Origin of the sequence: Paenibacillus sp. FSL R7-0163 (assembly GCF_037969975.1) — a bacterium.
Classification (GTDB): domain Bacteria; phylum Bacillota; class Bacilli; order Paenibacillales; family Paenibacillaceae; genus Paenibacillus_AQ; species Paenibacillus_AQ odorifer.
The window spans coordinates 2,987,315-3,012,911 of sequence record NZ_CP150224.1; the positions used below are offsets into that span (position 1 = coordinate 2,987,315).

At 41.4% G+C, this 25,597-nt stretch carries 28 protein-coding genes; 5 read left to right on the plus strand and 23 right to left on the minus strand.

Going from position 1 to position 25,597, the window contains the following annotated elements:
• Positions 1–47: 47 nt before the first annotated feature.
• The 13 genes from NST45_RS13135 to NST45_RS13195 all read right to left on the minus strand — a co-directional run bounded on the left by NST45_RS13135 (position 48) and on the right by NST45_RS13195 (position 12,152).
• Complete coding sequence (locus NST45_RS13135) at positions 48–824, minus strand: DUF817 domain-containing protein (protein WP_339825874.1); 777 nt, start codon at positions 822–824, stop codon at positions 48–50.
• Between the two features lie 2 nt (positions 825–826).
• A complete protein-coding gene (locus NST45_RS13140) occupies positions 827–1,042 on the minus strand; it encodes a helix-turn-helix transcriptional regulator (protein WP_076129351.1) in 216 nt (71 codons plus the stop codon).
• Between the two features lie 10 nt (positions 1,043–1,052).
• Positions 1,053–1,535 carry a DUF2975 domain-containing protein gene (locus tag NST45_RS13145; protein WP_339825877.1) on the minus strand — a complete coding sequence of 161 codons (483 nt, stop codon included), beginning with the start codon at positions 1,533–1,535 and terminating at the stop codon, positions 1,053–1,055.
• A 208-nt stretch (positions 1,536–1,743) separates the two neighbouring features.
• On the minus strand, positions 1,744–2,943 hold the full coding sequence (locus NST45_RS13150) for a hypothetical protein (RefSeq protein WP_036678162.1): 1,200 nt from the start codon (positions 2,941–2,943) through the stop codon (positions 1,744–1,746).
• Between the two features lie 24 nt (positions 2,944–2,967).
• Positions 2,968–3,813: a hypothetical protein gene (locus NST45_RS13155; RefSeq protein ID WP_038570781.1), complete on the minus strand. Its 846-nt coding sequence runs from the start codon at positions 3,811–3,813 to the stop codon at positions 2,968–2,970.
• Complete coding sequence (locus NST45_RS13160; protein WP_076099319.1) at positions 3,810–4,496, minus strand: ABC transporter ATP-binding protein; 687 nt, start codon at positions 4,494–4,496, stop codon at positions 3,810–3,812. Before NST45_RS13160 ends, NST45_RS13155 begins: the two co-directional genes overlap by 4 nt.
• Positions 4,493–4,909 carry a GntR family transcriptional regulator gene (locus NST45_RS13165; protein ID WP_076099320.1) on the minus strand — a complete coding sequence of 139 codons (417 nt, stop codon included), beginning with the start codon at positions 4,907–4,909 and terminating at the stop codon, positions 4,493–4,495. The genes NST45_RS13160 and NST45_RS13165 overlap by 4 nt, the downstream gene beginning before the upstream one ends.
• A 139-nt stretch (positions 4,910–5,048) precedes the next feature.
• Positions 5,049–6,557 (minus strand): malate:quinone oxidoreductase, encoded by a 1,509-nt coding sequence (locus tag NST45_RS13170; protein ID WP_036678172.1) that lies wholly within the window; start codon positions 6,555–6,557, stop codon positions 5,049–5,051.
• A 215-nt stretch (positions 6,558–6,772) separates the two neighbouring features.
• Positions 6,773–7,813, minus strand: a complete 1,041-nt coding sequence (locus NST45_RS13175; RefSeq protein ID WP_076099321.1) for a hypothetical protein — start codon at positions 7,811–7,813, stop codon at positions 6,773–6,775.
• 237 nt (positions 7,814–8,050) lie between these two features.
• A complete protein-coding gene (locus NST45_RS13180) occupies positions 8,051–9,052 on the minus strand; it encodes a Gfo/Idh/MocA family oxidoreductase (RefSeq protein WP_076213256.1) in 1,002 nt (333 codons plus the stop codon).
• A gap of 30 nt (positions 9,053–9,082) precedes the next feature.
• Positions 9,083–10,171, minus strand: a complete 1,089-nt coding sequence (locus tag NST45_RS13185) for a Gfo/Idh/MocA family oxidoreductase (RefSeq protein WP_076213253.1) — start codon at positions 10,169–10,171, stop codon at positions 9,083–9,085.
• Between the two features lie 30 nt (positions 10,172–10,201).
• Positions 10,202–10,963, minus strand: coding sequence for a sugar phosphate isomerase/epimerase (locus NST45_RS13190; protein ID WP_038570765.1), 762 nt, complete (start codon positions 10,961–10,963; stop codon positions 10,202–10,204).
• A gap of 25 nt (positions 10,964–10,988) precedes the next feature.
• Positions 10,989–12,152, minus strand: coding sequence for a Gfo/Idh/MocA family oxidoreductase (locus NST45_RS13195; protein ID WP_076099323.1), 1,164 nt, complete (start codon positions 12,150–12,152; stop codon positions 10,989–10,991).
• 154 nt (positions 12,153–12,306) lie between these two features.
• On the opposite strand from NST45_RS13195, the gene NST45_RS13200 reads away from it, so the two are divergent.
• The 4 genes from NST45_RS13200 to NST45_RS13215 are packed head-to-tail and all read left to right on the plus strand — an operon-like array spanning position 12,307 to position 15,237.
• On the plus strand, positions 12,307–13,143 hold the full coding sequence (locus NST45_RS13200; RefSeq protein WP_305953517.1) for an AraC family transcriptional regulator: 837 nt from the start codon (positions 12,307–12,309) through the stop codon (positions 13,141–13,143).
• A 26-nt stretch (positions 13,144–13,169) separates the two neighbouring features.
• Positions 13,170–13,454, plus strand: a complete 285-nt coding sequence (locus tag NST45_RS13205) for a GNAT family N-acetyltransferase (RefSeq protein ID WP_076099324.1) — start codon at positions 13,170–13,172, stop codon at positions 13,452–13,454.
• Between the two features lie 15 nt (positions 13,455–13,469).
• A complete protein-coding gene (locus tag NST45_RS13210; protein ID WP_076099325.1) occupies positions 13,470–14,324 on the plus strand; it encodes an SDR family oxidoreductase in 855 nt (284 codons plus the stop codon).
• A gap of 22 nt (positions 14,325–14,346) precedes the next feature.
• A complete protein-coding gene (locus tag NST45_RS13215; protein WP_036678189.1) occupies positions 14,347–15,237 on the plus strand; it encodes a LysR family transcriptional regulator in 891 nt (296 codons plus the stop codon).
• 24 nt (positions 15,238–15,261) lie between these two features.
• On the opposite strand, the gene NST45_RS13220 is transcribed toward NST45_RS13215, so the two are convergent.
• The 9 genes from NST45_RS13220 to NST45_RS13260 all read right to left on the minus strand — a co-directional run bounded on the left by NST45_RS13220 (position 15,262) and on the right by NST45_RS13260 (position 23,445).
• Positions 15,262–15,945, minus strand: a complete 684-nt coding sequence (locus NST45_RS13220) for an ABC transporter ATP-binding protein (RefSeq protein ID WP_036678191.1) — start codon at positions 15,943–15,945, stop codon at positions 15,262–15,264.
• Entirely contained in the window at positions 15,942–17,060 is a 1,119-nt protein-coding gene (locus tag NST45_RS13225) for an ABC transporter permease (protein WP_036678194.1), read from the minus strand. The genes NST45_RS13220 and NST45_RS13225 overlap by 4 nt, the downstream gene beginning before the upstream one ends.
• 69 nt (positions 17,061–17,129) lie before the next feature.
• Positions 17,130–18,506, minus strand: coding sequence for a HAMP domain-containing sensor histidine kinase (locus tag NST45_RS13230; protein WP_076099326.1), 1,377 nt, complete (start codon positions 18,504–18,506; stop codon positions 17,130–17,132).
• A complete protein-coding gene (locus tag NST45_RS13235) occupies positions 18,503–19,180 on the minus strand; it encodes a response regulator transcription factor (RefSeq protein WP_036678199.1) in 678 nt (225 codons plus the stop codon). The genes NST45_RS13230 and NST45_RS13235 overlap by 4 nt, the downstream gene beginning before the upstream one ends.
• A 71-nt stretch (positions 19,181–19,251) precedes the next feature.
• Positions 19,252–20,058, minus strand: a complete 807-nt coding sequence (locus tag NST45_RS13240) for an NmrA family NAD(P)-binding protein (protein ID WP_076099327.1) — start codon at positions 20,056–20,058, stop codon at positions 19,252–19,254.
• A 17-nt stretch (positions 20,059–20,075) separates the two neighbouring features.
• Positions 20,076–20,525 carry a MarR family transcriptional regulator gene (locus tag NST45_RS13245; RefSeq protein WP_076099328.1) on the minus strand — a complete coding sequence of 150 codons (450 nt, stop codon included), beginning with the start codon at positions 20,523–20,525 and terminating at the stop codon, positions 20,076–20,078.
• A 143-nt stretch (positions 20,526–20,668) separates the two neighbouring features.
• Complete coding sequence (locus NST45_RS13250) at positions 20,669–21,862, minus strand: metallophosphoesterase (RefSeq protein WP_339825881.1); 1,194 nt, start codon at positions 21,860–21,862, stop codon at positions 20,669–20,671.
• A 152-nt stretch (positions 21,863–22,014) separates the two neighbouring features.
• The gene (locus NST45_RS13255; protein ID WP_051491008.1) at positions 22,015–22,425 is read right to left on the minus strand and encodes a bacteriohemerythrin; all 411 of its coding nucleotides are present in this window, start codon (positions 22,423–22,425) and stop codon (positions 22,015–22,017) included.
• Between the two features lie 150 nt (positions 22,426–22,575).
• Positions 22,576–23,445 (minus strand): cation diffusion facilitator family transporter, encoded by an 870-nt coding sequence (locus NST45_RS13260; protein WP_036678210.1) that lies wholly within the window; start codon positions 23,443–23,445, stop codon positions 22,576–22,578.
• A 250-nt stretch (positions 23,446–23,695) separates the two neighbouring features.
• On the opposite strand from NST45_RS13260, the gene NST45_RS13265 reads away from it, so the two are divergent.
• On the plus strand, positions 23,696–25,054 hold the full coding sequence (locus tag NST45_RS13265; protein ID WP_076099329.1) for a PQQ-binding-like beta-propeller repeat protein: 1,359 nt from the start codon (positions 23,696–23,698) through the stop codon (positions 25,052–25,054).
• Between the two features lie 37 nt (positions 25,055–25,091).
• On the opposite strand, the gene NST45_RS13270 is transcribed toward NST45_RS13265, so the two are convergent.
• Entirely contained in the window at positions 25,092–25,595 is a 504-nt protein-coding gene (locus NST45_RS13270) for a ferritin (RefSeq protein WP_036678216.1), read from the minus strand.
• Positions 25,596–25,597 lie beyond the last annotated feature (2 nt).

Below are 25,597 nucleotides of genomic sequence, written 5' to 3' on the forward strand. Positions count from 1 at the left end.
GAATGATTTATTCGTCAAATCAACCGTATTGTCCGAACTCAGCTCAATTATGAATTTATCGGATTACGGTTAGCCTTAACATGTTTAAGCTGGGCAACTATAATGACGCTAATGATCACTAGAAGGAACCACGAACTGATCTTACTGAAACTAACCAGTTGCCACGTTTGATATTGATCAGGATATTTCCATGCATTAAAAAATGTAGCGATATTTTCAGCTAACCAGATAAAAAATCCTACAATAAAAAGGGCCAGTGTCAAGGGCATTCGATAGGTAACCGTCCGTACCCTATAAATGATCCATGTTTTCCAGAAGACAACAACCACAAGCGCTGTCAGCCACCAACGAAAATCAGGAATGAAATGATGTGTGAAAAAATTTAAATAGATGGCTCCTCCCAACAATCCCGCTGAAGCAAGCCCCGGCCAACCGGTCATATCCATTTTCAATCTTCGCCATATCTGGCACATAAAGCTTGCGACACTTGCATACATAAATCCACTATAGAGGGGTACACCAAACACCTTCGTAAACCCTGGCTCAGGGTATGCCCATGAACCCATCTTTACCTTATAGATTTCCAGCAATAAACCAATAACGTGGAACACACAGATTACTTTTATTTCATCCAGTGTCTCTAATCCAGTACGGTACATGAGGTACTGCACTGTAAGCAGTATTAGAAGAATGGCATCATAACGGTAAAGAAAAGGCATTTCTATTATGTTAGAAAGAGCTAAAGTCCCAAAAATCGCAACTGGAAATATGCAACTCATCGCCTGATGATATCCGAAATGCAGTAATTGTGTTATTGACTTCATTCTTATGTTTCCTCATCATTTTTGTATTCTAATAGATCTCCAGGCTGACATTCCAAAGCCTTACAAATTGCCTCTAAAGTTGATAATCGCACCGCTTTTGCTTTTCCATTTTTCAATATAGAAAGGTTAGCCATTGTTATTCCAACTCTCTCCGAAAGCTCAGTAACACTCATTTTTCTTTTAGCCAGCATCACGTCGATATTAATTATAATCGCCATTGTTTTCACCTCAGACAGTTAAGTCATTTTCTGATTTTATATCAATAGCTTCTTTTAAAAGCTTTTGCAGAACTGCTGCAAAAACGGCAATCACCATGGAGGCAAAAATGATAATCAAGCCGATGACTATAATCCCGGGGGCATCATCTTTCTCCGCCATGAGGTAAAAGAGTGGCATACCAACTACATACAAGCCACTGATGATGATTGCACAATATTTTATTTTCTTTAAAACCTGTACAGACATTTCCGAGAAAGCATTGTTCTTGTCAATATAGCCTAACAGTTTAAAAGCTTGATACAGTGCAAAGTAAAAAGGTATCGCCGAGGCATACAAATCAATGGCAAGGAGATATTTCAATAAACTATAATCCGGATACAGTTCTGCTGCGAAACTCGCTATTTCCGGCACCACAAATATGCACAAAGCAAGCACCGGGATACCTATAAGAATAACCGCTGCCCTTAAAAAAAGTGTTGATCCTCTTTCCATAAAAAACACACCTCACAGATTTATTGTGAATTGAATTTATCACATTATTTATCGTTTTACAATATATTTTAATCGAAATACAGTTATTATTGGCTGTTTTATAATTTTCGACTAAAAGGCCGAGCTAATTGACTATTAGAAGTCATTAGCTCGGCCTTGGTACCTTTTCATATCTCTTTATCTCTATTTTTCTATTCTACAAGTAATTCTAATACTGACCGAGATCGATAAAATTCAAATCCATGTTAGTTTCATCTTCAGCCTGATTTGCAGCCTCCGTTGATACTACTTTTCCTTCGTATTCAAGGTTACCGCTTGTCAAATTGAATACATATAGACGATTACCTTTGAAATTCTTATAACCCACAATATAGAGATAGTTTTGTTTAAAATCATAGGTAATGTTTTCACTTAAATCTATATTTGTATTCTTCAAAGTAGTCTCATATTCTTTACTCACGAGATCGTAAGAAATAACAGTAAATCCTATATTCTCCTTACCCGATACAGCTTTTTGCAGGAAATAAATTTTCTGTCCATACGCATTCATAATATTATTCAATAACATTTCATGCCCTTGGAACGCGAGCGGCGAGATTTGTCCTGTTGCAACATCTACTTGATATGCCTTTTTATGATTATCTTTACTAACCGTTAAAATCCATTGATCCGTGTGATCCAGATTTTGATTGGCTAACCTAACGAATTGATTATCCCCATTTGCTGCTTCAGATTTAGCTCCTGGTAACACGAGCGGCTCATTTGTAATCTCCTTTGTTGTTAGATTAACACGGATAATCTGCGGTTCAGATACATAACCTTTGGCGCTGTGATTCAAAAACACCATTGCAACAAGCTCTTGATCAACAAGCTGTACATTTTGTACATACATATCTGAAACATCATGATCTACATTGATATCGGATGTGATTTCCAGCGTATTGTTCTTCTGCTTGTTAAGCACAGAAATACTGAGCTTAGCATTTTTCTTCGCTGAAGGATCATTGGATTGCTGCTTATCTACGGTCCAATTCACGTAAGCAAGCATATCCTGATTTTCATAAAACCCAGCTAAGTTCTTCTTTCCACGCATGAACTGACGATGCTGATCCCTCCATTTATCCAATTGTGTGTTCACTGGTCTTCGGTTTAAGCTTTGGCTGATCGTTAACTTTTCATCTGGATAATCTGTACCATTTGTAGTGATATTAGCTCGTTTGATGCCAAAAACACTATCCTTAGTCAGATAATTTCCGTATAAAGCTATATCTTCAACGAGAGAAGCATCCCCTTGAACCATCGTCAGCTTATAATTAGGTGGTGTCTCTTGTGAAGCCTGTACATAATACGTCCCGATTGTAACAACCGCGAACACTACAAGAACGGCGGTAACCATATATTTTCTCATTCCTTAACCTCCATTCCCCTTCAATTATACCGATATTTTCTTACGCAATAGATACAAGCTGTACCAAAGCGAACCTCCAGCAATAATCACTATTAATCCGAGACAAGCACCTAAGATTTCTCCGGGATAGAAGTAGCTATCGTATCTGCTATAACCCATAAGATAGGGTATTGAGGCTAATCCAGCTAGAACCGCTAAGTATAATACGATAAAGCCGATCCCTTTCAGTCTGTAGCTCCGCTCCATTAGAATCGCTGTGAACAAGACGATCAAGCCCGTAATGCCCAGTCCATAATATAGAACAAACTCAGAAAAGTAGGGCGGAACCAGTACTCTAAGCACAGTAGGATACTTCAAATAATCAAATACCGAGATGTTCCGATATAGTTCAGCAGGAAGAATCGACTGTGCTATCAAACGCTCCAGTGGCACAAGCACAATTTGCAGGGCAACAAGTCCAAATGCGAATAGCAAGATCGTAACCAGCTTGGCAAAATACAAATTCGCCCGATTGGATGGCAAGGTGAGCAGGCGATATACTATCGTATTTTTACCTCTCCAGTCACGGTACCAGATGAAGCAGCTATATATTAGTAACACTGTTATGCTCAAGAATATGGGTCCGAAATATAGAAGTCCATTATAGCGAGCATACATCATACTGTTTAGCTGAATATATCCAGTCACATTGTGATATTGCTCAAGCGTCCATTGATTCACTCTCATTGCCTCATTCGCAGAATCCAGCCAATGATTAGCACCGATGGTGACTGCTGCAAGCTGCAAGGCAACTGTCAGCACCATGAGTCCAATATATATTTTGGCAAATCGGTTCATTTCAAAATTCAATAGCTTCACAAAAGCTCTCATTTCATGTACACCTCTCTCATTACGTCCGTAATGGACTTACCTTCCTGCTCGCGAACTTCTTCACAGTAGAATTCACGCTCTACCTTCCCGTGCTGTAGCAAGACCGCTTTATCAATTAAATGCTCAATATCGTTAATTTCATGAGTTGTAATAATCACACCACGGTCCTCGATCAATTCACTCGTGAACACATCAGTAATTTGCTCGCGGCTGAACATATCAATCCCCGAGAACGGTTCGTCCATTAGGATGTAATCACAATCCAAGGCTAGTCCCAGCAACAAATTTACCTTCGCAGCCATCCCCTTCGACAATGAGGATACGCGATCCGAAGAGCTCAGTTGGAAGAGCTTAAGCAATTCCTTTGCACGTTCAGCGTTCCAATTCCGATAAAAGTCAGCCATAAAGATCAAGCAATCAGCAATTCGCATATTGGAGGGCATCGTTAACGAATCTGGAATAAAAGTGATTTTCTCATACATCACAGGTGTTAGTGATACATTATCGATTAAGACTTCACCTTTGTATGGTGTCAGTCCCATGATGGACTTCAGCACCGTTGACTTCCCGGCACCATTGATTCCGATCAGGCAGGTAATCTCTCCTTTGGCAGCAGTGAAGCTAACGCCATTAAGTACCTTCTTGAATCCATAATTCTTCACCATCTGATTCACTTGGATCATCTTGTGTCACCATCCTCTGGAGATAACTTTCGCTCGGATGTATATTTTGTCTTTATGATATCTACCAGTTCTTCAACTGGAATTTGAATATTCTGAATGGAGCTGATGAATATATCCACTGCACTTTCGATTAATTCAGCTCGAATCGAGTTAAGTATTTGCTGATCCTGTGTAATTCGGCTCGGGGAATTCCCTTCTGTTACGATCAAACCCTGTTCCTCCATTTCCTTATATGCCTTCTGCGCCGTGTTCGCATTAATCTTCATTACTGATGCAAGTTCACGCCGTGAAGGAATTTTGTCTCCCGCTCCGATTTGCTCTGTGGCGATCTGTTCCTTGAAATGACGCACAACTTGAATATATACCGGCTCACGAATATTAAAGCTGACGCCTGATTTCTGTTCTTCTGTCATACAACCAACTCCATATACTAAGTGTGTGTACTAAGTGGTTCATACATCTTATTTATGTACTATACGTGTAATACACTTTTGTGTCAATAGTTCAGGTTTGAGCAGAAAAAAAAGCTGCCTTTCGGCAGCCCTTTTATTACTAAAACACCTTTTGATTAAAAACATGTTCTTTTCCACCTAAACCCAGTGCAGCTGCTGTTGTAGTGTGAATTTTCTGCAGAAGCACGGGATTATCCATTAGTGACAAGCCATAAGAAGGAATCATTTCTTTTATTTTGGGTTCCCATTCTTTTATATATTGAGGGAAACATTTGTTAAGCACTTCAAGCATCACGTGAACAGCCGTAGAAGCTCCAGGGGAAGCCCCTAACAGTGCTGCGACCGAACCATCAGCGGCACTAATAACCTCGGTACCAAATTGAAGTGTGCCTTTGCCAGCTTCTGTATCTTTGATAACTTGCACACGCTGACCAGCTACAACAAGATCCCAATCTTCAATTTTGGCATTGGGGATAAACTCTTTCAGTTCTTCCAGACGTTTTTCTTTCGATAACAGCACTTGTTCGATCAGGTATTTTGTTAATGACATGTTTTTAGCACCTGCCGACAGCATTGTTATGAGGTTATCCGGTTTCACAGAAGTTATTAAATCAAACATTGAGCCCGTTTTTAAGAATTTAGGTGAGAAGCCGGCAAATGGCCCAAATAACAGTGATTTTTTATTGTCGATAAATCTTGTGTCTAAGTGCGGTACGGACATTGGAGGGGCTCCAACTTTAGCTTTGCCGTATACTTTGGCATGATGCTGCGCAATAACTTCCGGATTATTACACACCATAAAAATACCGCTTACTGGGAATCCTCCAATATGTTTTCCTTCAGGAATACCGGATTTCTGCAGTAAGTGCAGGCTTCCTCCCCCGCCACCAATAAATACAAATTTCGCTGTATGTTGTTCAATGTTACCGCTGGCATTTCTGATTTTTAGATCCCATGAGCCAGCACTGTTACGCTTCATACTATTGACACTATGCTTGTAGTGGAGATCGACGTTTTTACTCTTTAAATGCTCAAATAAGATACGCGTTAAAGCACCAAAGTTAACATCCGTTCCAGAGTCAATTTTTGTAGCCGCAATGGATTCGTTCGCTGGACGATTTTGTATAATAAGCGGAATCCATTCCATCAGTTTTTTAAAGTCAGCAGAAAATTCCATACCTTGGAATAATGGATTTTTTGAGAGCGCTTCAAATCTTTTCTTTAAAAAAGCTATATCCTTCTCCCCTTGCACCAAACTCATATGAGGTAACGGCATAATAAAGTCCTGGGGATTATGTATCAGCTTACGATTTACAAGATAAGACCAAAACTGCATCGAAAGCTGAAACTGTTCATTAATCTGAATAGCTTTGCTAATATCTATAGATCCGTCTGGCTTTTCAACAGTATAATTAAGCTCACAGAGCGCCGCATGCCCGGTTCCTGCATTATTCCATTCATTAGAGCTTTCTTCCCCTGCTTTTTCAAGCTTTTCAAATACTTTAATTTTCCATTCCGGTACTAATTCCTTCAAAAGTGTTCCTAAAGTCGCACTCATGATTCCGGCACCAATTAAAATGACGTCTGTATCAGTTGCACTTTTGCCCATTATTACCATCCTTATCCCCTGAATTTTGCAGAAAGGATGTGGGCGCTCCTTCTTAGGCGTCACACCTTTTCTGTATCAATTATAACCTTATCATGGTGTATTACAATTATTTATAAATTTAATATCTACTATTATATGAAAAAAATAAAATATTTAAAAGCTTGTAAAAAAGATAGAAATAAGTCCTCAAGATTTATGGAATAAAAAAAGCTGTATCATCCCCTGTTCTCATTGTAGACAATTCCGTTTTGATATCCCAACCCTACTATTGTTTTTTGAATTTCCTGATCTACTTTTCTTTTAAAAGTTGCAAACTCTAATGTAGTTAAGCCAATTGGAAGCTCTTGTTCTATAAATGAATCAAAATCGATCGCCGTTTTGAAAATACGAAGCTTGTGCAGAAAAGGTAATTGCTCCATTCCCGTCAAATGAGCCAATGTTTTACAATTCATAATCGTTAGCTCTTCCAATGCCTTCATCTGCTGATCAAAGTTAATCTCACGTAGCTGGATTTGATCTTCAATCACAAGCTTTTTTAACGCACGAAAAACCGAAATATTACTCAGATCATGAAAGCCACGGACTCTACAAATTTCCAGGCTCTCGATCTCATTCTCTTCGATGTCCTGAATATGTTCTCTGCCTCCAAGTAAAATGCGAAGTTCTCTCAATTTCTTTAGCCGATTAATAAAATGTAAGGGTTTGTTGCTGATGGAGTGCAGCGCGAGATAGGTAAGATCCTCCAGATCTCCAATAGCATCAAGGTTTTTAACCTTTCCTATTACATGCAACTGTTCTAGACGAGAGAATTCTTTTAGGTATTCCAGATTAAGCGTCTTTTTCTCCGAACTAATATTTAAAATGCTTAAAGACCGCAACGTATCTATACTCAGAATCTCCGAATTCTCAAGCTCATAAATACCCACGCTCAGACTATACAGGTTATTCAGCTTAGCCAATACGTTCGTGTTATGTGCCTGGCGAAGACAATTCAGCAGCAGCATTTTAACATTTGGAATCTGCAGGAGTGTCTCACAATCAAAGGATACAGAATAATGGCCATAAAAACGCACTCCAAAATTTTCATCAAAACGCGCGCAAAGCTCATTTACTTCATCCAGAATCGAACCATAGGTCGATGGATCAGAGAACTGAACAATCACTTGGTTGCCGCTGTACAAGTCTTGCTGAATCTGAACTGGATCTAGTGAAATAGGATCATTGATCAGAATCCTTCTTTTCCATGTAACACTCATTCCTAACCCCTCCTACCTGCCGTTAATCATCATTTTATATTTATTGTAAATCTACGAATTACTTACCCAAGAACATAATTACATAAATCAACCCCATGGACAAGCTAAAAAGGTAGGTTATAGAATATTTAGAGTTCCGTTGATTTATGAGGATTGAGAATAAGTGATTCACATTAAAAATACAATAAGCTGTATCATTCGTAGAGTAATCTACTTTTGATACAGCTTATTTATTATTTATTCAGCCTTTTGCGATGAACTATAAATCCCCGCCACCAACGCCAACGCTTTTATCCCTTCAGCACCATCCAACCAAAACTTTTGACCCCTGGCGACATGCTCATAGAAGTCCTCAATCAGTCTCTTATGCCCGGTACCCCAATAGGATTTACCTTCCGTAGCACTAAATCTAGGCTCACACAGCAAGGTTTCCTTTCCATCCTTCCAAAGATATAAATGATCTCTGCGGAGGTTGATAGTACCTTCTTCAAAAACTAGCTCCAGCTCCACTGGAGAATTCTCCAGATAGGTATTTGTACCATAAAAGAGCCCTCTGACATTACTAGTGAAATCGATGCAGGCATGGGCGGTATCTTCTACCTCTATGACCCCATTTAGCACATCCGTGGTAATACTGCCTTTCACCGATGCCACCTCTCCACCAAACCACTGAAGTAAATCCAGTGTATGAATGGTTTGGTTAATTAGCAGACCTCCACCTTCCGTAGACCAGCGTCCTCTCCAGTCACTATCGCTATAATAACTTTCGCTGCGGTGCCAGGTCACGATTCCTTTCATGCAGAGCAGCTTCCCATATATTCCTGAATCAATGACCTGCTTAATATATATGGAGGCATCATTATAACGGTTCTGAAACACCACACCAAGCTGACCTGTGCTTTGCTGTGCGGCTTCAAGTATTCGTCTGGCTGAAGGAAGATCTGCCGCCATAGGCTTTTCGGTAAGGACATGTTTTCCTGCTTGTAACAACTCCGTAGCCATTTCTGCATGTAAATAATGAGGCGTACAGAGATGTACAACATGAATACGGTCATCCTTTAAAATTTCTCTATAATCATTAGTAGCTTGGCAGTCATATTCTTTAGCCGCATGTAATGCTTTGTCAGCATCAATATCTGCAACTGCAAGTAGGCTCACACCATCGATGCCTGTTAATGTTTTTGCATGTAGAGGGAAAATGGCTCCGCATCCAATAATGGCTGCTCCAAGTTCTTTCATCTATATTACCCTCCGTTCATCATTCAATCGTTATCTGAGTATTGCCGGGGTTAGATTGATCGCTTGTTCTTGAGCCTTCAGACATAGCTCGGCAGCTTTGAACACATGGCTCTGTGTCATCGCCAGCTCTGTCCGATTCAGACAGTCAAGGATTAGCTCACCAAAGAAAGGAAAACCAACCTTCCCAGCTACATGCTCATAATGTTCCCCTTCCCCATTGACCCAGTACACATGATCCGGTGTATTTGAACGACCCATATCAGTATATTTACGCAGTTCAATATATCCTTCAGTGCCCATAATCATCGTGCGCCCGTCTCCCCATGTGCCCAGCCCATCAGGCGTAAACCAATCCACGCGAAAATATTGTGTTGCCCCATTGTCACCTACAAGAGTAGCATCACCAAAATCCTCTAATTCGGGATAAGTCGGATGGTTGTAATTGGCCACTTTACTATGAATAACCGAAGCATCCTGACAATCTGCATAATACAAAAATTGTTCTATTTGATGACTGCCTATGTCACACAAAATCCCACCATATTTCTCCCTTTGGAAAAACCATTCCGGCCGGTTAGGAGCATTTAGACGATGTGGCCCTAATCCAATGACTTGCAGGACACGGCCGATAGCTCCTTGCTGAATCAGCCGCCCAGCATAGATAGCGCTTTCAACGTGAAGGCGTTCACTGTAGTAGACCATATATTTCTTATTAGTTGCTGCTGCCACTGCTCTAGCGGATTCAAGCTGTTCCAGGGTTGTAAAGGGTGCTTTATCCGTAAAATAGTCCTTCCCGTGAGCCATTACTCGATTGCCTAAAGGTCCGCGTTCAGATGGAATTGCTGCCGCTGCTATTAATCGCACTTCGGGATCTTCCAGAACTTCTTCCACAGATCCAGCAGCTTTGATACCGGGATATTTACTAATAAAATTTCTGACCTTTTCCTCATCCGGATCATATACCCATTTCAGCTCTGCCCCTGCTTCAACCAGTCCGTTACACATCCCGTAAATATGACCGTGATCTAGGGCAATAGCGGCAATGATGAATTCACCCGGCTTCACTACTGGTTTGGATTCATATGTTGGTGCATAGGTCATCCCATTTTTCCGATTCATAAAACCCCTCCTAATCAGTATTACTCCATTCTATAACGTATTAAGAAGATAACGCAGACTGATCTCCAAGCTTTCAAAAGGATCACGACGGCAAACATCCTGCTCCACTACGAACCATTCAACACCTGTTTCGCGACAAACATTGATAATTTCTTTATAGTTCATATTCCCTTCACCGATTTCAGCAAAGATCTGTTTTCTATTAACGATCGCCATATCTTTTAAATGAACTACCTGCATTCTGCCTGCAACTTTGCGTATCCATTCAGCCGGACTCCCTCCGCCTGCTTGAACCCAATATAAATCCAGCTCAAAACCAACGGCAGGATCAGACTCGGTGAGCAGAATTTCCATGCCAGTCATTCCATCAAAGCGTTCAAATTCAAAATCGTGATTATGATAAACAAATTGCAGATCATGTTGATCTTTTAAAGTAACTGCAATGTCCGACATCAGCTTTGCGAATTCACGGTAACCTTCTTGTCCCGTACGGAATATTTCCGGTAAACTTCCTAGTCCAATATTTTTGCAGTTCCACAGCTTATGTTCAGCGGCTAAAGCATCCAAATCGTTCGTTAGGCGATCCCATGACACATGGGTTGCACATATTGCCAGACCTGATTCATCCGCATACTCTTTTACGAGTTTCGGATCGATCGGCCCGATGGCTGAAATCTGAATAGCTTCATAACCCATAGCAGATACCTTTTGAAAAGTGGATCTTAAATCCTCCGCAGTTTTAGTAAAATCACGTAATGTGTACATTTGAGCAGCAATGGTTGAACGATTCATAGGATCTTTCCTCTCTGATTAGAATTTAATGAGTTCCCTTAACATCAAAGGTTTGGGCGACTGTGGTTTCTTTGTTGAAGTTAGAATTCTCTACCTTTTCCATGAGCTTCTCATAAAATAAATCTTCATCAATCGGTAACTCCACCCAATCGTCGGTCCAAGCCGATAAATACATTCCATTAGATAACGTTAGACCGTGAATACCTTCCTCACCCGGAGCTAACAATTTCTCATCGTGTAGAATGGCATTCGTAAAGTTCCGCAAAATTCCTTTATGCTGTTCACCGCCACCTTCTTCTACAGGAATCTCACATTTCCAACACTCTGGGCTGCCGAATCCTCCCGTAAACTCTGCATTGAATTGCGGCTCCGGCGTGCGTAGACGCCAAAAGGTTAGCTTCCCGTCTTCCACTACGATTTTTCCTTGATCGCCAGTAATTTCGAAACGGTTAGTTCCCGGTGCTTCACCTGTTGTGGTGATAAAAAGCCCTGTCGCACCATTTTCATATTCCACATAAGCGGTTACATCATCTTCAACCTCAATATTGCGGTATTTACCAAAATGACAAAATGCTCTGATCCGCTTAGGCATCATACCTGTCGTCCACTGCCATAAATCTAGTTGATGAGGATCTTGATTCAGCAGCACCCCACCACCTTCGCCTGCCCATGTAGCCCGCCAACCACCGGAATTATAGTAACTTTGTGATCTGTACCAGTTGGTGATGATCCAATTTGTGCGGCGGATTTCGCCTAGTTCACCAGACTTTATGAGATCCCTAAGCTTTTGATATAAAGGATTCGTCCGCTGGTTATACATGATTCCGAATTTGCGATCAGACTTTGCTGCAGCTTCGTTCATCTGCTTAACAGCTTTGGTATAGACCCCAGCCGGTTTCTCTACCAATACATGATAACCAGATTGAAAAGCCTCGATAGCTAAAGTTGGATGATCATAATGTGGAGTACAGATTAATACTGCATCTATGAGATGAGACTCATATAACTCTTGGGGTGTTGCAAATTTCTGTACACTTTCCGGTAAATGCTCTTCTGCCCATTTCAAACGTTCTTCCCTTACATCACATACAGCTGCAAGCTCAGCATCTTTAATATGATTCAACAGACTTTGTGCATGTGCACTCCCCATATTCCCAATTCCAATAATGCCATACCGTACTTTATTCAATCAGATCACTTCCCTATTTGAGGTTATGTTATGAGAATATACTTAATTAATAGACATGAACATGATCGAAACTAAGCATTATTTGCATAATAATAAGATGATTTAGTTAAATAAATTCGTTATAATAAGGATAATCAAGTCATAGAGGAGCTAGATGATGAATAATCCAGGTAACCTTACCGGCAGATTCCTCCAGAATCTTACCGTAAAAGTGACCCATGCCCAACTTAGAAGCGGATATAGCGGGTGGAATCGTACGCTGGAAACCCCAACATTTAATCGGCTGTATTTTATTGACCGCGGTGAGGGAAAAGTTATCATTAACGGTGTTACTTATTATCCGAGAGCAGGTCAGCTAATGATCATGCCCGCAGGAAGCACTCAAACTACAGAAACGTCAATGAATGATCCCTATACACGCTATTTCTGCCATTTTGATGCTGATATTGGGGAGTGGCCCTTATTCCATTCGGCAAACAAACTGTTTATCTGTGATGCGCCCGACCCAGATTCCGTACGGGTTATTTTCACAGAAATGATCGAACAGTTTCAAAAAGATGATGTATTGTCCATTCTGCGTACTCAGGCGAACGTCCTCAATCTAATTGCTACTTGCCTTGAATCGAACGAGAATATCAAAACAGACTTTATGCAAGAATTTATACATACGGGGGATCAAGGAAAGCTCGCCTATGTTCTTCAATATATCGATGAGCGGCTGGATAAACCCATAGAAATAGAAGAGTTAGCAGAAATTGTCCACTTACATCCGAACTATTTCATCCCCTACTTCAAGAAATTTATAGGGGTTCCCCCCATGCATTATGTACAATTGAAAAGAATGGAGCATGCTAAAAGACAGCTTTCTTATAGCAATTTCAGCATTTCAGATATCGCGGAGCAAGTAAGTATGGAATTAGCCCATTTCTCTAAATATTTCAAAAAGACAATAGGAATCTCCCCTTCTGCCTATCGTAACAGCACTAAGTAAATTTATTAGGGAATGTCCGGATCTATGTGTTGGAACAATTAGGAGAACGACTACAAGAAATCGGAACCCATAAAGATCATGCTGTATATGTAGCTGAATCAGATCACCGATTGGTAGGATGGATACATGCGACCGTTCGAATTTTGCTTGAGTCTCCTTCATTTGTTGAAATCGGAGGTCTTGTTGTTGATCAGACTTGCCGCGGAGAAGGAATTGGCAGACAGCTTGTAGAAACCTGTGAACGATGGGCAATCCAAACAGGGATTAGTTCGTACTTGATAAGGAACTTTAATCACACTCAGGACTTTTAGGGAGGCTCAATGGTTATGCTAGAATTAACTTTGCATCCAACATTAGAAGGAAAAATCGCTGTGATTACCGGAGGAGCCGGTGTATTATGCCGGGTTATGGCGCTAGAGTTAGGTCGACAAGGAGCTAAAGTCGCGATTCTAAATCGTACCGCAGCTAAGGGAGATTTGGTTGCCGCTGAAATTACTGCCGCAGGCGGTCAAGCAATTTCACTCTCCTGTGATGTTACAGATCAACAGAGTGTTATGAAAGCCGCAGAAGCTGTTAAGAATCACTGGGGTCCTTGCGATCTATTAATTAACGGTGCTGGCGGAAATGATTCCTCAGCAAATACGACCCAAGAGATTTTCAAAAATGATGACCTGGAGAACCCGGACATATTCACTTTTTTTGACCTTAGTGTAGATGGATTTCGCAACGTGATGGACCTTAATCTGATTGGAACATTGATCCCAACCCAAGTTTTTGCCAAGCAGATGCTCGGCAGAACGGGCACATCTGTTATTAATATTTCATCCATGAGCGCACCTTCTCCAATGACCAAAGTACCTGCCTACAGCGCTGCCAAAGCAGGAATTAATAATCTCACCCAGTGGCTCTCCGTTCATTTCGCTGAGTCTGGTATACGTGTGAATGCCATTGCCCCTGGCTTTTTCCTTACTAAACAAAATGAGAAGCTGTTGGTTCGTGAAGATGGCGAGCTTACAGACCGTTCCCAAAAAATCATCTCTCATACTCCAATGCGCCGCTTTGGACAGCCGGAGGATCTGCTTGGCACACTACTCTGGTTAGCAGATGAAGCAATGTCCAGCTTTGTGACCGGAGTTACCGTCCCCGTTGACGGTGGATTCTTGGCTTATTCGGGAGTATAGACTAATCTAATGAGGGATTAAAATGATTGTAGATCCATTACGCGTATTCGTTACTGTAGCTGAACTGAGTCATTTTTCCAAAGCAGGAGAAGCGCTGAATTTATCTCAACCCGGTGTCAGTCTGCATATCCGGAATCTTGAGAATGAGCTCGGTGCTAAACTCCTGCATCGTTCTTCTAAACAGGTTAGATTAACAGAAGCCGGTAGTATTCTTTATAAACACGCCAAACAAATATTGGCTCATTTCGATGAAGCAAGTCAGGAAATCCATATGCTTCAGGACGAAGTCACTGGGAGTATACATATCGGCGCTAGTTTTACTATTGGTGAATATATTTTGCCGGCAAGACTTGCTGATTTTGCCAATCAATATCCGCAGGTCAAGCTGCAAGTGACGATAGGCAATACTGAGGAGATTATTGGAGGCGTTAAATCCAACGAACTGGACATAGGGTTTATTGAAGGCGAGGTCCATGAGAATGATCTCAACGTCACTCCTTATATGAAAGACGAGATGATTATGGTCGCCCCTGCTACCCACCCTCTGTCAAAAGCGATTTCTGTGGAGCAGAGCATGTTGCAGGATCAGGTTTGGGTGCTTCGCGAGCATGGCTCGGGCACACGAGCTTTCAGCGATCATTTCCTACAGGAGGAAGATATTTCTGTTAAAAGATCCTATGTCTTCAACAGCTCTCAAGGTGTTAAAGAAGCTGTGGCCTCCGGTCTCGGAATCGCCATGCTCTCCAGATGGATTGTACGGAAGGAACTGGAAAGTGGTGAGATCAAGGAGCTGCCAATCAGGCAACATCATCTGGAAAGGCAATTCTCGATCATCCGACATCAAGAATGTTCTTCTTCCTTAGCTACCGATGTCTTTATAAAAAAGCTACTTGTCTTTAGAAAAGACAAGTAGCTTTTTTTCTTCCACACTATGAAATTATACTTGATGTTCAACCAAATGCCCGTCTTCCAGATGCAGAACGCGGTCACACCATTCGAGCATCCGTTCATCATGAGTGACCATTACCGCTGCTTTCCCCTCACTCTTCACCTCATCAGCGATCATGCGTACAACTTCTCTTCCGCGTTTGAAGTCCAGACTGGCTGTCGGTTCATCTGCAAAGAGAATCGCTGGTTTATTCATCCATGCTCTAGCGATAGCTACACGCTGCTTCTCCCCACCGGATAGCTGCTCCGGATAGTGATTACGCCGTTTCCAGATATCCAATCGTTTCATCAAATCGGCAGCCCGTTCCTTCGCTTCCTTAGCACTCATTTTCCCCTGCTTAGCTACAAAAAGGAGTTGCTCCTCTACCTTCAAATAAGGCAATAGTTGAGCGCTTTGGAACATAAAGCCTATCTTCTCTAAACGGAGCTCTGTCAGCTCACTTTTACTTTTATCTGTAAGTGATTCTCCATCTATAAAAATCTCACCGCTAGTAGGTGTTAGAAGCGCACCAGCCGCTGAAAGGAATGTACTTTTCCCTGTTCCCGAAGGTCCAAGGACAGCAACGAATTCCCCTTCATTAACGATCAGATTCAAATTGTTCAGCACAGACACCGTTGTGTCGCCATCACCGTAGTTTTTGGTTACTTGCTTCATAATTAGTTTTGCACTCATGCTCCAGCCCTCCCAATAGCTTCTAATGCATCTACTTTTGCCACTTTAGCGACAGAAATTAGTGATCCTAAAAGAGACATCCCAACGAATAAACAGCTGGTTAAAAGAATGGTGGAAGGCTCTAGTTGGAATGGCATCGAATCTGGCAGGACCTTATTCATCCCAAAGGTAAGCAGTAAGCTAATGCAAAGACTTGATATAGCTAAAATCATGACCTGCCCTACCACGCTCCAAGCCAAGTAAGACATTTTAGTACCCATCGCCTTCAGAATACCAAACTGACTTGTTTTCTGAATCGTAATGACATAGAAGAATACCGCCAGAACAAACGCTGCGATCACAAACAGGAAAACAATCATCATTAGCAGTGAACCCTGCTCTGCCGAGTAGCCCGGAATATTGGATATAGCTACTTTTTGCGTAATGACCTCTACATCTTTTACATTCGTTGAAATCTTATCTACTTGATCAGCATTCGCATTCAGGGCAATCACATTAAACGGTACCGACGAAGAGGTTTCTTCTCCTTGGTTAACCCCCTGCTTCATAGCTTGCCAATCCTGATTGTTGATATAAACTACTGGGGTATGGCTGTATGAGCTATCCTCAACAAAACCTGCAACAGTAAATTCCATCCCGGTTGCCTGATCACGAATAATACTGCCAAGTTTGATTCCTGACTGTTCGAGGTCACGATCAACAAGGACTTTACCGTTTGTCTCATTAGTAATCTTGTCACCTTCAGCTACTTTAGGGGCTAATAACCCATTCATATCTACTGCAAAAAAAGTAATATCTGCTTTAACGTCTGCATCATTAGCAGTGACAGTGCTCATCTGCATTGCAAGTGAAGACGCATTATTGTCTCCAACTACTGAACGTACATTCTGGAGCTCCGTATCTGTTAACTGAGAACGTCTAAAGGTCTGATCCGCATCACCTTGTACTACAAAATAATTCGCCGGCATGTTCTCTACTGCAGAGATATTTGCATACGCTAATCCTCTGGCTAGTCCCGTGACGAAAAGTACAAGAAAGGAAACCAATAACATGATAACCATAATTAATAGGTATCTGGCTTTAGAATGTCGCATTTCCCTTAAGGCTAAAAACATATTACCACTCCTTCTAATCTGTATAGTCACAGTTTAGAAGATGAAAATGAACGGAGTATGAATAATGAATTACAAAAGCGGAAGTGTAACTGTAAAGGTAGTCCCTTCACCCAAAGTACTGGTTACTTCAATGGTTCCGTTATGCGCTTCTACGATTTTTTGAGAAATCGCAAGTCCAAGTCCGCTGCTATGTGTTTCATGCGTTCGTGCTCGATCTACTTTATAGAAACGATCAAAGATTAACGGTAACTCCTCGGCTGAAATGCCTTCACCAGTATCCGACACAGAAACAATACAGTTCTGTTCCACTAGCTTCGCGGAAATCATAATGGAACCTTCAGCAGGTGTGTATTTTATGGCGTTGGAGAGCAGGTTCATCCATACCTGGAACAATAGATTTGAATCACCTAGAACGCTGATGTCAGCAAGATTCAAACGCACGGCCAGTTGTTTCTCCGTTAATCTCCATTCCATGATTTGTACGACCTGTCTTAGTTGTGCACGCAAGTCTGTCGACTTTTTCTGTATGGAATTAGGATCATAATCAAGTGAAGACAAGGTAAGCAGCTGTTTGCTAAGCAATGAAAGACGATGGCTTTCTTGGTCAATAATATTGAGATACTGTAACCGTTCATCCTCAGGTAAGGTAGAATCTTTTAAAGCTTGGGCAAATCCCTGAATAGATGTTAATGGCGACTCAATTTCATGCGATACATTAGCGACAAATTCCTGACGTGCCCGATTTGTTCGTTCCAGCTCCCGGCTCATAATCATAAAATGGGAAGCTAGCTGACCAATCTCATCACGCCGCCACGTATTCAATTTGATATCGTATCTGCCTTTTGAGATCCGTTTAGTGGCCGTCGTCAAACGTGTAATAGGTCTGACCACATGCAGTACGCTAATCATTACAAATCCTAAGCTAAACAACACGGTGAACCCAATGATCACAGCAAAAAAAACGCGCAGCTCCCCGAACTGTACTTCAGCATCCGGCCGCATAAACAAAGCATACGTCTCATTGTTTACTTTTACAGGAACACCAATTGAATTGCGCAGTTGATTATCAAAAAAGCCGGTAATAAATGCACTGTCCGGAAACTCAGCAACCCCATGATAAATTTGCCCATTCAGAACCTTTTGTAGTTGCTGCTCATCCAAATCTTCTTTTCTAAAGGGCTTACCGTAGAATCTTGATTCCCCTTCAGCATCTGTTAAATAGATTTTATAACCCAGCTTGGCTATACTCCGCAGATAATCCTCCATCGTCTCCGGATGTGATTCTGCGAATTGTTGAACTTCTATTGCCATTCCGGTAAGTTTGGCATCGTTCTGAGATTTAATCTGGGCTTGATAGTAAATATTAGACACCAAAAATCCAAGAAGGCTACTCACCACAATTACTGAACAGAAGACAATACACATCCGGACATACAAGGATCTCATACGTTAACCATCTCCAATTTATAGCCAATACCTCGAACTGTTCGGATCACAAAATCTTCCTGATAATCTACGAAGCGCTGACGCAAACGTTTGATATGTACATCGACTGTTCGCTCATCACCTTCATAATCCATGCCCCATACCAGTTCAATTAACTCACTACGTGTATATAACCTGCCTGGATATTGTGCCAATTGAGCCAGAAGCTCAAACTCTTTTACCGGCAGCAGCAGAACCTCATCACCATCGGTTATTTCATAATTTTTGCGATCAATAACTAGAGAATTTAATCGAATCCGATCATCTGAAGCAATGGAATAGCGGCGGAATAAAGCTTTGATCCGAAATAGCAACTCTTCAGGCTCAAAAGGCTTCGTTACATAATCATCCGTCCCCCGCAAATAACCTTGCTCTTTATCACTCAGCTGCTGGCGTGCTGTCAATAAAATGATCGGTATATCATACGTTTCTCTAATATGCTGACATAGCTCTAACCCATCTACATGTGGCATCATTACATCTACGACCGCTAAATCCGCAATACTGTCCTGCAATTTATGTATCGCATCTCGGCCATCACTGGCCTCCATCACCTGATATCCTTCCCTTGTTAGTACATGTTTTAATAATGTTCGAATATTCACATCGTCATCTGCTACTAAAATCTTCTTCATCATTTACACTCCCTGAATAATGGATGAACTCATAGTAACAACTTTATAACGATAGAACAACTAAAGTCAGATCAAACAAAAGGCTTGATACTCTCTCTAAGTGTGGTAACCGGCCGCTCCATCAGTCTCTCCAGATCTTTTGATGTAGAAGCAGTGTCTATCTTCGCAAGAAACGAATATATCCAATGTTGAACGCTTGAATCCTCGCGAAACGTAATTCTTTTCCCTGATAACTCTGATAATACATCAACTAATTCGTTAAAGTCCCAAACGCTAGGTGCGGCTAGTTCGTAGATTTGGTTCTCATGTCCACTTGTTGTAAGAACCTTTGCCGTAGCTAAAGCGAGATCCTCACGAGTGACTGAGTTAAACTGCCAGTTCCCTGGATAAGTGGTTAACTCGCCGCTTTCCATGGCTTCCTTCAACCCAAGCACACCCACAAAATCTATATACAAAGCGTTACGCAGAAACGTATAATCTATCCCTGATTCAAGAATCATCTGCTCAGTTAGTAAATGAACATGATAAGAAGGAATCGGACCTTTGGGGGGAAATGCAAATCCAGTATAAAGCAGATGTTTCACATCGGCTTTTTTTGCTGCATGAATGACCTGAGCATGCTGATTTAATCTGATCTTATCATCGGTATGAGAGCTGGAGATTAGAAGTAACGTTGTGACCCCTGTAAAAGCTTCAATCAGCGAATCTAACTGGTCATAATCGCCAAAACGGACTTCGAACCCTTTTTCTAAATAATTAGCAGCTTTCTCTCGCTGACGAACACAAGCAATAACTTGACTAGCCGGAACATACTTCTCAAGGTTCTCCATAATTAAGCTGCCTAATTGGCCTGTGGCTCCTGTAACCATAATCGACATACATAACACCCTTTCTGTTATTCGAATGTACTCAGTTTTTGTAATAAAAAGATAAGTTGGTGCAGCTCCTGATCATTCAGATTCTGCATTCTCTCTGCAACAGCCTGACGATTCTCTGGAAGATGCTCTAAAAGTAATTGCTTGCCTTCACTTGTAATCGAAATGACGCTTTTTCTGCCATCCTTGGTATCATTCGAACGGGTTATTAATCCATCTCGTTCCAATGGTATTAACAGCATGCTTATATTAGCTTTGGTAACTCCAATAATTTGAGCCAATGTAGAAGGTAAAATCGCACCTCCCTGTTTAGAGATCTCCACCAAGATACGAATTCTTGCTCCGTTCAATCCTTTCGACTGCCAATATTTCTCAGAGACAGAAACCAAATTTGCAGTAGCTTCAACTAATGTAAAAAATGCTTTGGTATGCAATGGCTGATTCAGCACAACTTGTTGTAAATGATCCATATTCTATAATTCAGCTCCAATATAGTTAAGTCCTTAACTTTTTTCAAACATACTACAATCCCCATGCGTTGTCAAAAAAAAGAAGCTGCCTCACCTAGCAGAATAAATCTGCTGATGAAACAGCCTCTAAATATAAACTCACCTTAGATTAACACCGTTTTTGTGGAAACAGGCTCTTCACTGTATTTTTTAGAACCCTCCAGCATAACCTCCAGCTTAATGATCTCCGACCGGCTTGCTAAACGAATTGGGGGTCCCCATGTTCCATAACCTGACGACACGACTACATGCAAATTGTCCTTACGAAGATATCCCCAGTCCAGCTCGAACAAACGTTTAGTGATCCAGTGATTTGGAGCAATCTGTCCTCGGTGTGTATGACCAGAGAGTAGAACGTCTACCCCAGCTTGAGCGGCTACGTCGAAGCCTGTAGGCTGATGATCCATCATAATCACAGGACGTGTAAGATCAAGTCCTTCGAGCAAGGAGCTTACACTTTGTCTGCCACCGGCTTCCATCGCCTCGGCTGTCTTATCTTTTCGGCCTACAATATAGGTTCCTGCGACTTCTTCAACCTCATCTTGCAGGACCTTGATCCCAATACTACTCATCAAATCGGTATATTCCTTAATTGATCCACCATAATATTCGTGATTGCCCAGTACTGCGTAGACACCATAACGAGCTTTTAACTGTTTAATCTGTTCACTCATACTATTGCGGATAAAAGGTTCAATGCTGTCATCCAAGACATCTCCAGCCAGCAAAATCACATCGGGTTGCATAGCGTTCATTTGTGACACCATTTTTTTGAGATGACGATTGCCCACGATATTCCCTAAGTGCAGGTCTGAAGCAACCGCGATCGTTAATGGCGTGCTGGTGCCAATAGATTTATCAATAGGAATGGAATGTGTGCGGATCACGGTACTCCAGGCGTTGATTGAACCCCAGACCAGAAAAACTGCCAGTAATATCAGAATTGTCCCGCCCGCTTCTGCGATGTAATAGGTACGATCGATTCCCGACCATCCCAGTATCACGTATAATAGGTCTGCCAAAGGTAACGTAATGATAGCAAATTCCATACAGGCTAGATAATACGATCCAATCACTTTAAAGAATCTGGCGATCGGTTTAACCGATTTTGGCCATGGAATCATTCCAATGACATACGCAAAAGCGATGAGTATAAATAATGTCCAGATTACTGCTGACGAAACACCTGAAAACCATTCATCAATAAGCAGCCAACCGTGATAGCCAATGTAGAAATTAACAAGACCCAGAATGAGCAGCATAGCGAATCCTGAAGCTAACATTCGTAATGTTTTCATCGTTTCTCTCCCCTTTACCTAACTACTTCTCTACCTCTTATCTCAAATCATAACACAAACCGTTAACCCAGTATAAACTGCAATGCGGTGTTCGGAAAACATCGGAACTAAAAAAAGAAAATGCCCTTCGGCATCTTCTTTGGAGGTTTATCTTATATCGCTTTATCACGTGTGGCCATACATTGACCAATCAGCTTATCGCATTTATTGATGTGATTTATCAGCCAGTCTGTTAACGTTCGATTAAGCTTGATGGTTGAGAGTACGGACACTCCCTTTGTTTTGACCGTTTCTTCCAATTCGAGAACTGCCTTCACGAAATCAGCATGCGTCTGACGATGTTCAGCTAGTTCAGGGAAGTTGATCTCCTCCATCAGCTGCTCTTCATTACTGAAATGTTCAATCGTGTATTCTTTCAAGAATTTCAGCGTTTCCTCAATCTTTTCTTTTCCTTGCTGATTACTGCATGCTTCAAAGAACTCGTTCAATTTCGCTAACAACTGTCTGTGCTGGCAGTCAATTTTTTCTACACCGATATCATATGAATCTTTCCAAGCGATCATGAAATCACCATTCCGTTTCTTGAAAATTACATTTCAATTTTATTTTCCACCTTTCTCCACAAAAGAACTATTAACAACATCACAGGCGTCTATATTCAACCTTTAGCTGTACATATAGCACCTACTGATTTGGTACCTATTTAATAATCTCTACTTCATCACGGGTTCGATATGTACAAGTACATTGGAAACTTGGTGCCGGTCTTTTAACTGTTCTTCAATTTCTTCCGTAATATCATGGCTCTGCACCACACTTAGCTGAGAATCCACTAGTACAGTTGTGTCTACTAATACGTTATTCCCATGGATACGGGCTTTGATATCTTTTATGGATTGTACGCCATCAATTTCTGCCACAGTTTCTTTCATCTGTTCAAGCTCTTCCGCATCAAATCCGTCCGTTAGATCATGCGTAGCCTTGCTAAAGATATCCCATGCCGTCTTACAGATGATTAGTCCGACAATGATAGCTGTAAGCGGGTCAAGCCAAGGAACGCCTAAGGAGGAAGCCACAATTCCGATAAAAGCGCCCACGCTAACTATAGCATCTGATCGATTATCCAGTGCTACTGCCCGCATTGCGTTACTGTTAATGGCGCGGGCCAGCCTAATATTATACATATAGACAGCCATCATAACTACAGCACAACCCACTGCCGTCCACGCCGCTATAAGATCAGGACTTTCCAGTGCTGGTTGAATAAACTTGTTCACAGCTTGATACAAAACTTGAAGCCCTACCGCAATCATAATGAATGAAGCAATTAATGAAGCCACGGTCTCCGCTCTAAAATGCCCGTAGCTGTGGTTCGAATCCGGCGGTCTTCTGGAAATCTTCAGGCCAATTAGTACCGCGATAGAAGCAATAATATCGGTACTGTTATTCAATCCATCAGCAAGCAACGCTTGAGATCCTGAGACTGTACCTATGAACAGCTTGATAGCTGATAAAAAGATATAAGCAACGATGCTTAGCCAAGCTCCTTTTTCGCCTTGTTTAATGTCGTTATAAGTTTCCAAAAAAAAGAACCCCCAAAGAATAGTATTGTTCTATACTACACTTTGAGATTCGGGTGGGTCTAGAGAAACAGTGTTGCTACGGGGCGTAATAGTTCCCTCTGTCAAATAGAGTTGCAAGGTCGTAACTGTTTTGCAGAACGTAACATAGTTTGCCCCCGTTCAACTTTGCTTCCATTCTTCTGGAATAGTAACTTTTTGCTATTTTTATTGTCTAATTATAGTAATGACAAATTTAAAGGAGCGTGGAGTGATGATTCAGTCTTTGCCGAAGAAAATTGTTACATGTTTAGCTATAGGGAGTATTTTAATTCCAATAACAAACAGTGGATCAACGTCAGTCATTTCCGCAGAAAAAGCAGTTGTAAGCCTAAGTAACACTTATTACAGTGAAGTCACAGCCCCGATCCTAAAACCTGTTTGGTCAGCACAACTCGCCATTTTAAAAAAAGACAGAATCACCGGACAGGACATTACAGCACTCGCGGAAAACGGGAAGATCTTTGCGTTGCAGCGCAATGAAAAATTAACCGCAATGAATGCGGCAACAGGCAAAAAATTATGGGAGTTCGGAAGTGGATTAGCGCCGCTATTCACATACAGTAATGGATTTATCTACGGTCTGACCCAAAGCGGCTCCCTATATGCCGTTAGTGAGGCAGGTAAAAAAGCATGGTCGGCTTCCATAACACTCCCCAAAGCTACAAATATACAGCGTTTAGGATCTACTATTTATGTTACACAAGAGGAACAATTAGCAGCAGTTGACGCCGTAACCGGAAAGATCAAATGGAAGGCTGTAGAAAAAAGTAATAACTTTACAGGCTTATCAGATCTCATGGAAACAGATGGAGTCGTTATTCGCAGCTATCTGTCTCAAGGGGCCTTAACAACTGCTGGACTAGCCGCCTATGACAGTCTGACAGGAAAAAAACTATGGGACCAGACCCGGCAATGGATGCCGTTAGCAGTGAAGGATGGACTTCTCTACTCCATTACGAATACATTTATGATGGATGATGACCCGGTAAATCGTAAAGTCAAAGTATCCGTGTTCAACATAAAGACGGGAGAATTAAAAGGAGAACGTTTATATAAATGGACAGATACCGAGAATAAGGATGGTGTGTACACTTATAATGGGATGAATGGAAACGCGTTTTTGGATGGAAAAGACTTTTATATCTTTCAGGGTAGTAAGTTTGTGAAATATGATTTCTGGAATTATTCTGCAGAGGGTAAACCGGTGCAAACCTGGACCTCGATGGTTAAAGAAAAAGACTCTCCACTGAACCAAGTTTATCAACAAAGAATGTTATTTCAAAATCAAGATAAAGGTACTTTATCCGCACTTAAGCTAGGAACTGGACAGCTTGTCGACCTCAATATTGGAGAGAATCCAGTGGTACAGACGGATCTGTTCGGAAACGTGGTTTATAGTGGACAATCTGATGGCCTATTTCACGCTTATGACATGTTAACTCTGAAGCCTATTTTCACTGTGAACACAGGCTCTCGTAACTTTGCCCCTTCCCTTAAAACTGGAGGGATGCTGATGATTCGAACGGATAATAAGCTGCTCGCCATTAAACTTCCTGCATCTATAAAATAAAAAAGCCTGATTTCTCAGGCTTTTGGGCTTCAATAACTTATTCAGCCGGAGCTGTAAAAGTACGTGCAGCAAACTCGGCATCCAGCATGTAGAAGGCGTTGCTATCTTTATCAATTCGTTTCAGTTTACTGATGATGTTGCTAAAGAGTGCTTCTTCTTCTACTTGCTCGTCTATAAACCATTTCAAGAAATAAATCGTCGCATGTTCACGCTCATCCAGAGCAAGATCAGCCAAATGATAGAACCGTTTAGTGTTCTGTTGTTCATGCGCGAAGGCATGTTCAAAAGCATCTAACATCGAGTTATATTCGTTCTTCGGCTCTGGTAGTGCTTCTAGCGTAGCACGGTTATCCCGATCGTTAAGGAACTTATAAATCTTCATGGCATGGAACCGTTCTTCTTCGGCTTGAATTAGAAAAAAGTTTGCAAATCCATCCAGACTTTCGCCGGAACAATAAGCAGCCATCGCTAGATAAACATGAGCGGAATAAAACTCGAAATTCATCTGTTCATTAAGTGCTTGTACTAATCCATCTTTCATTG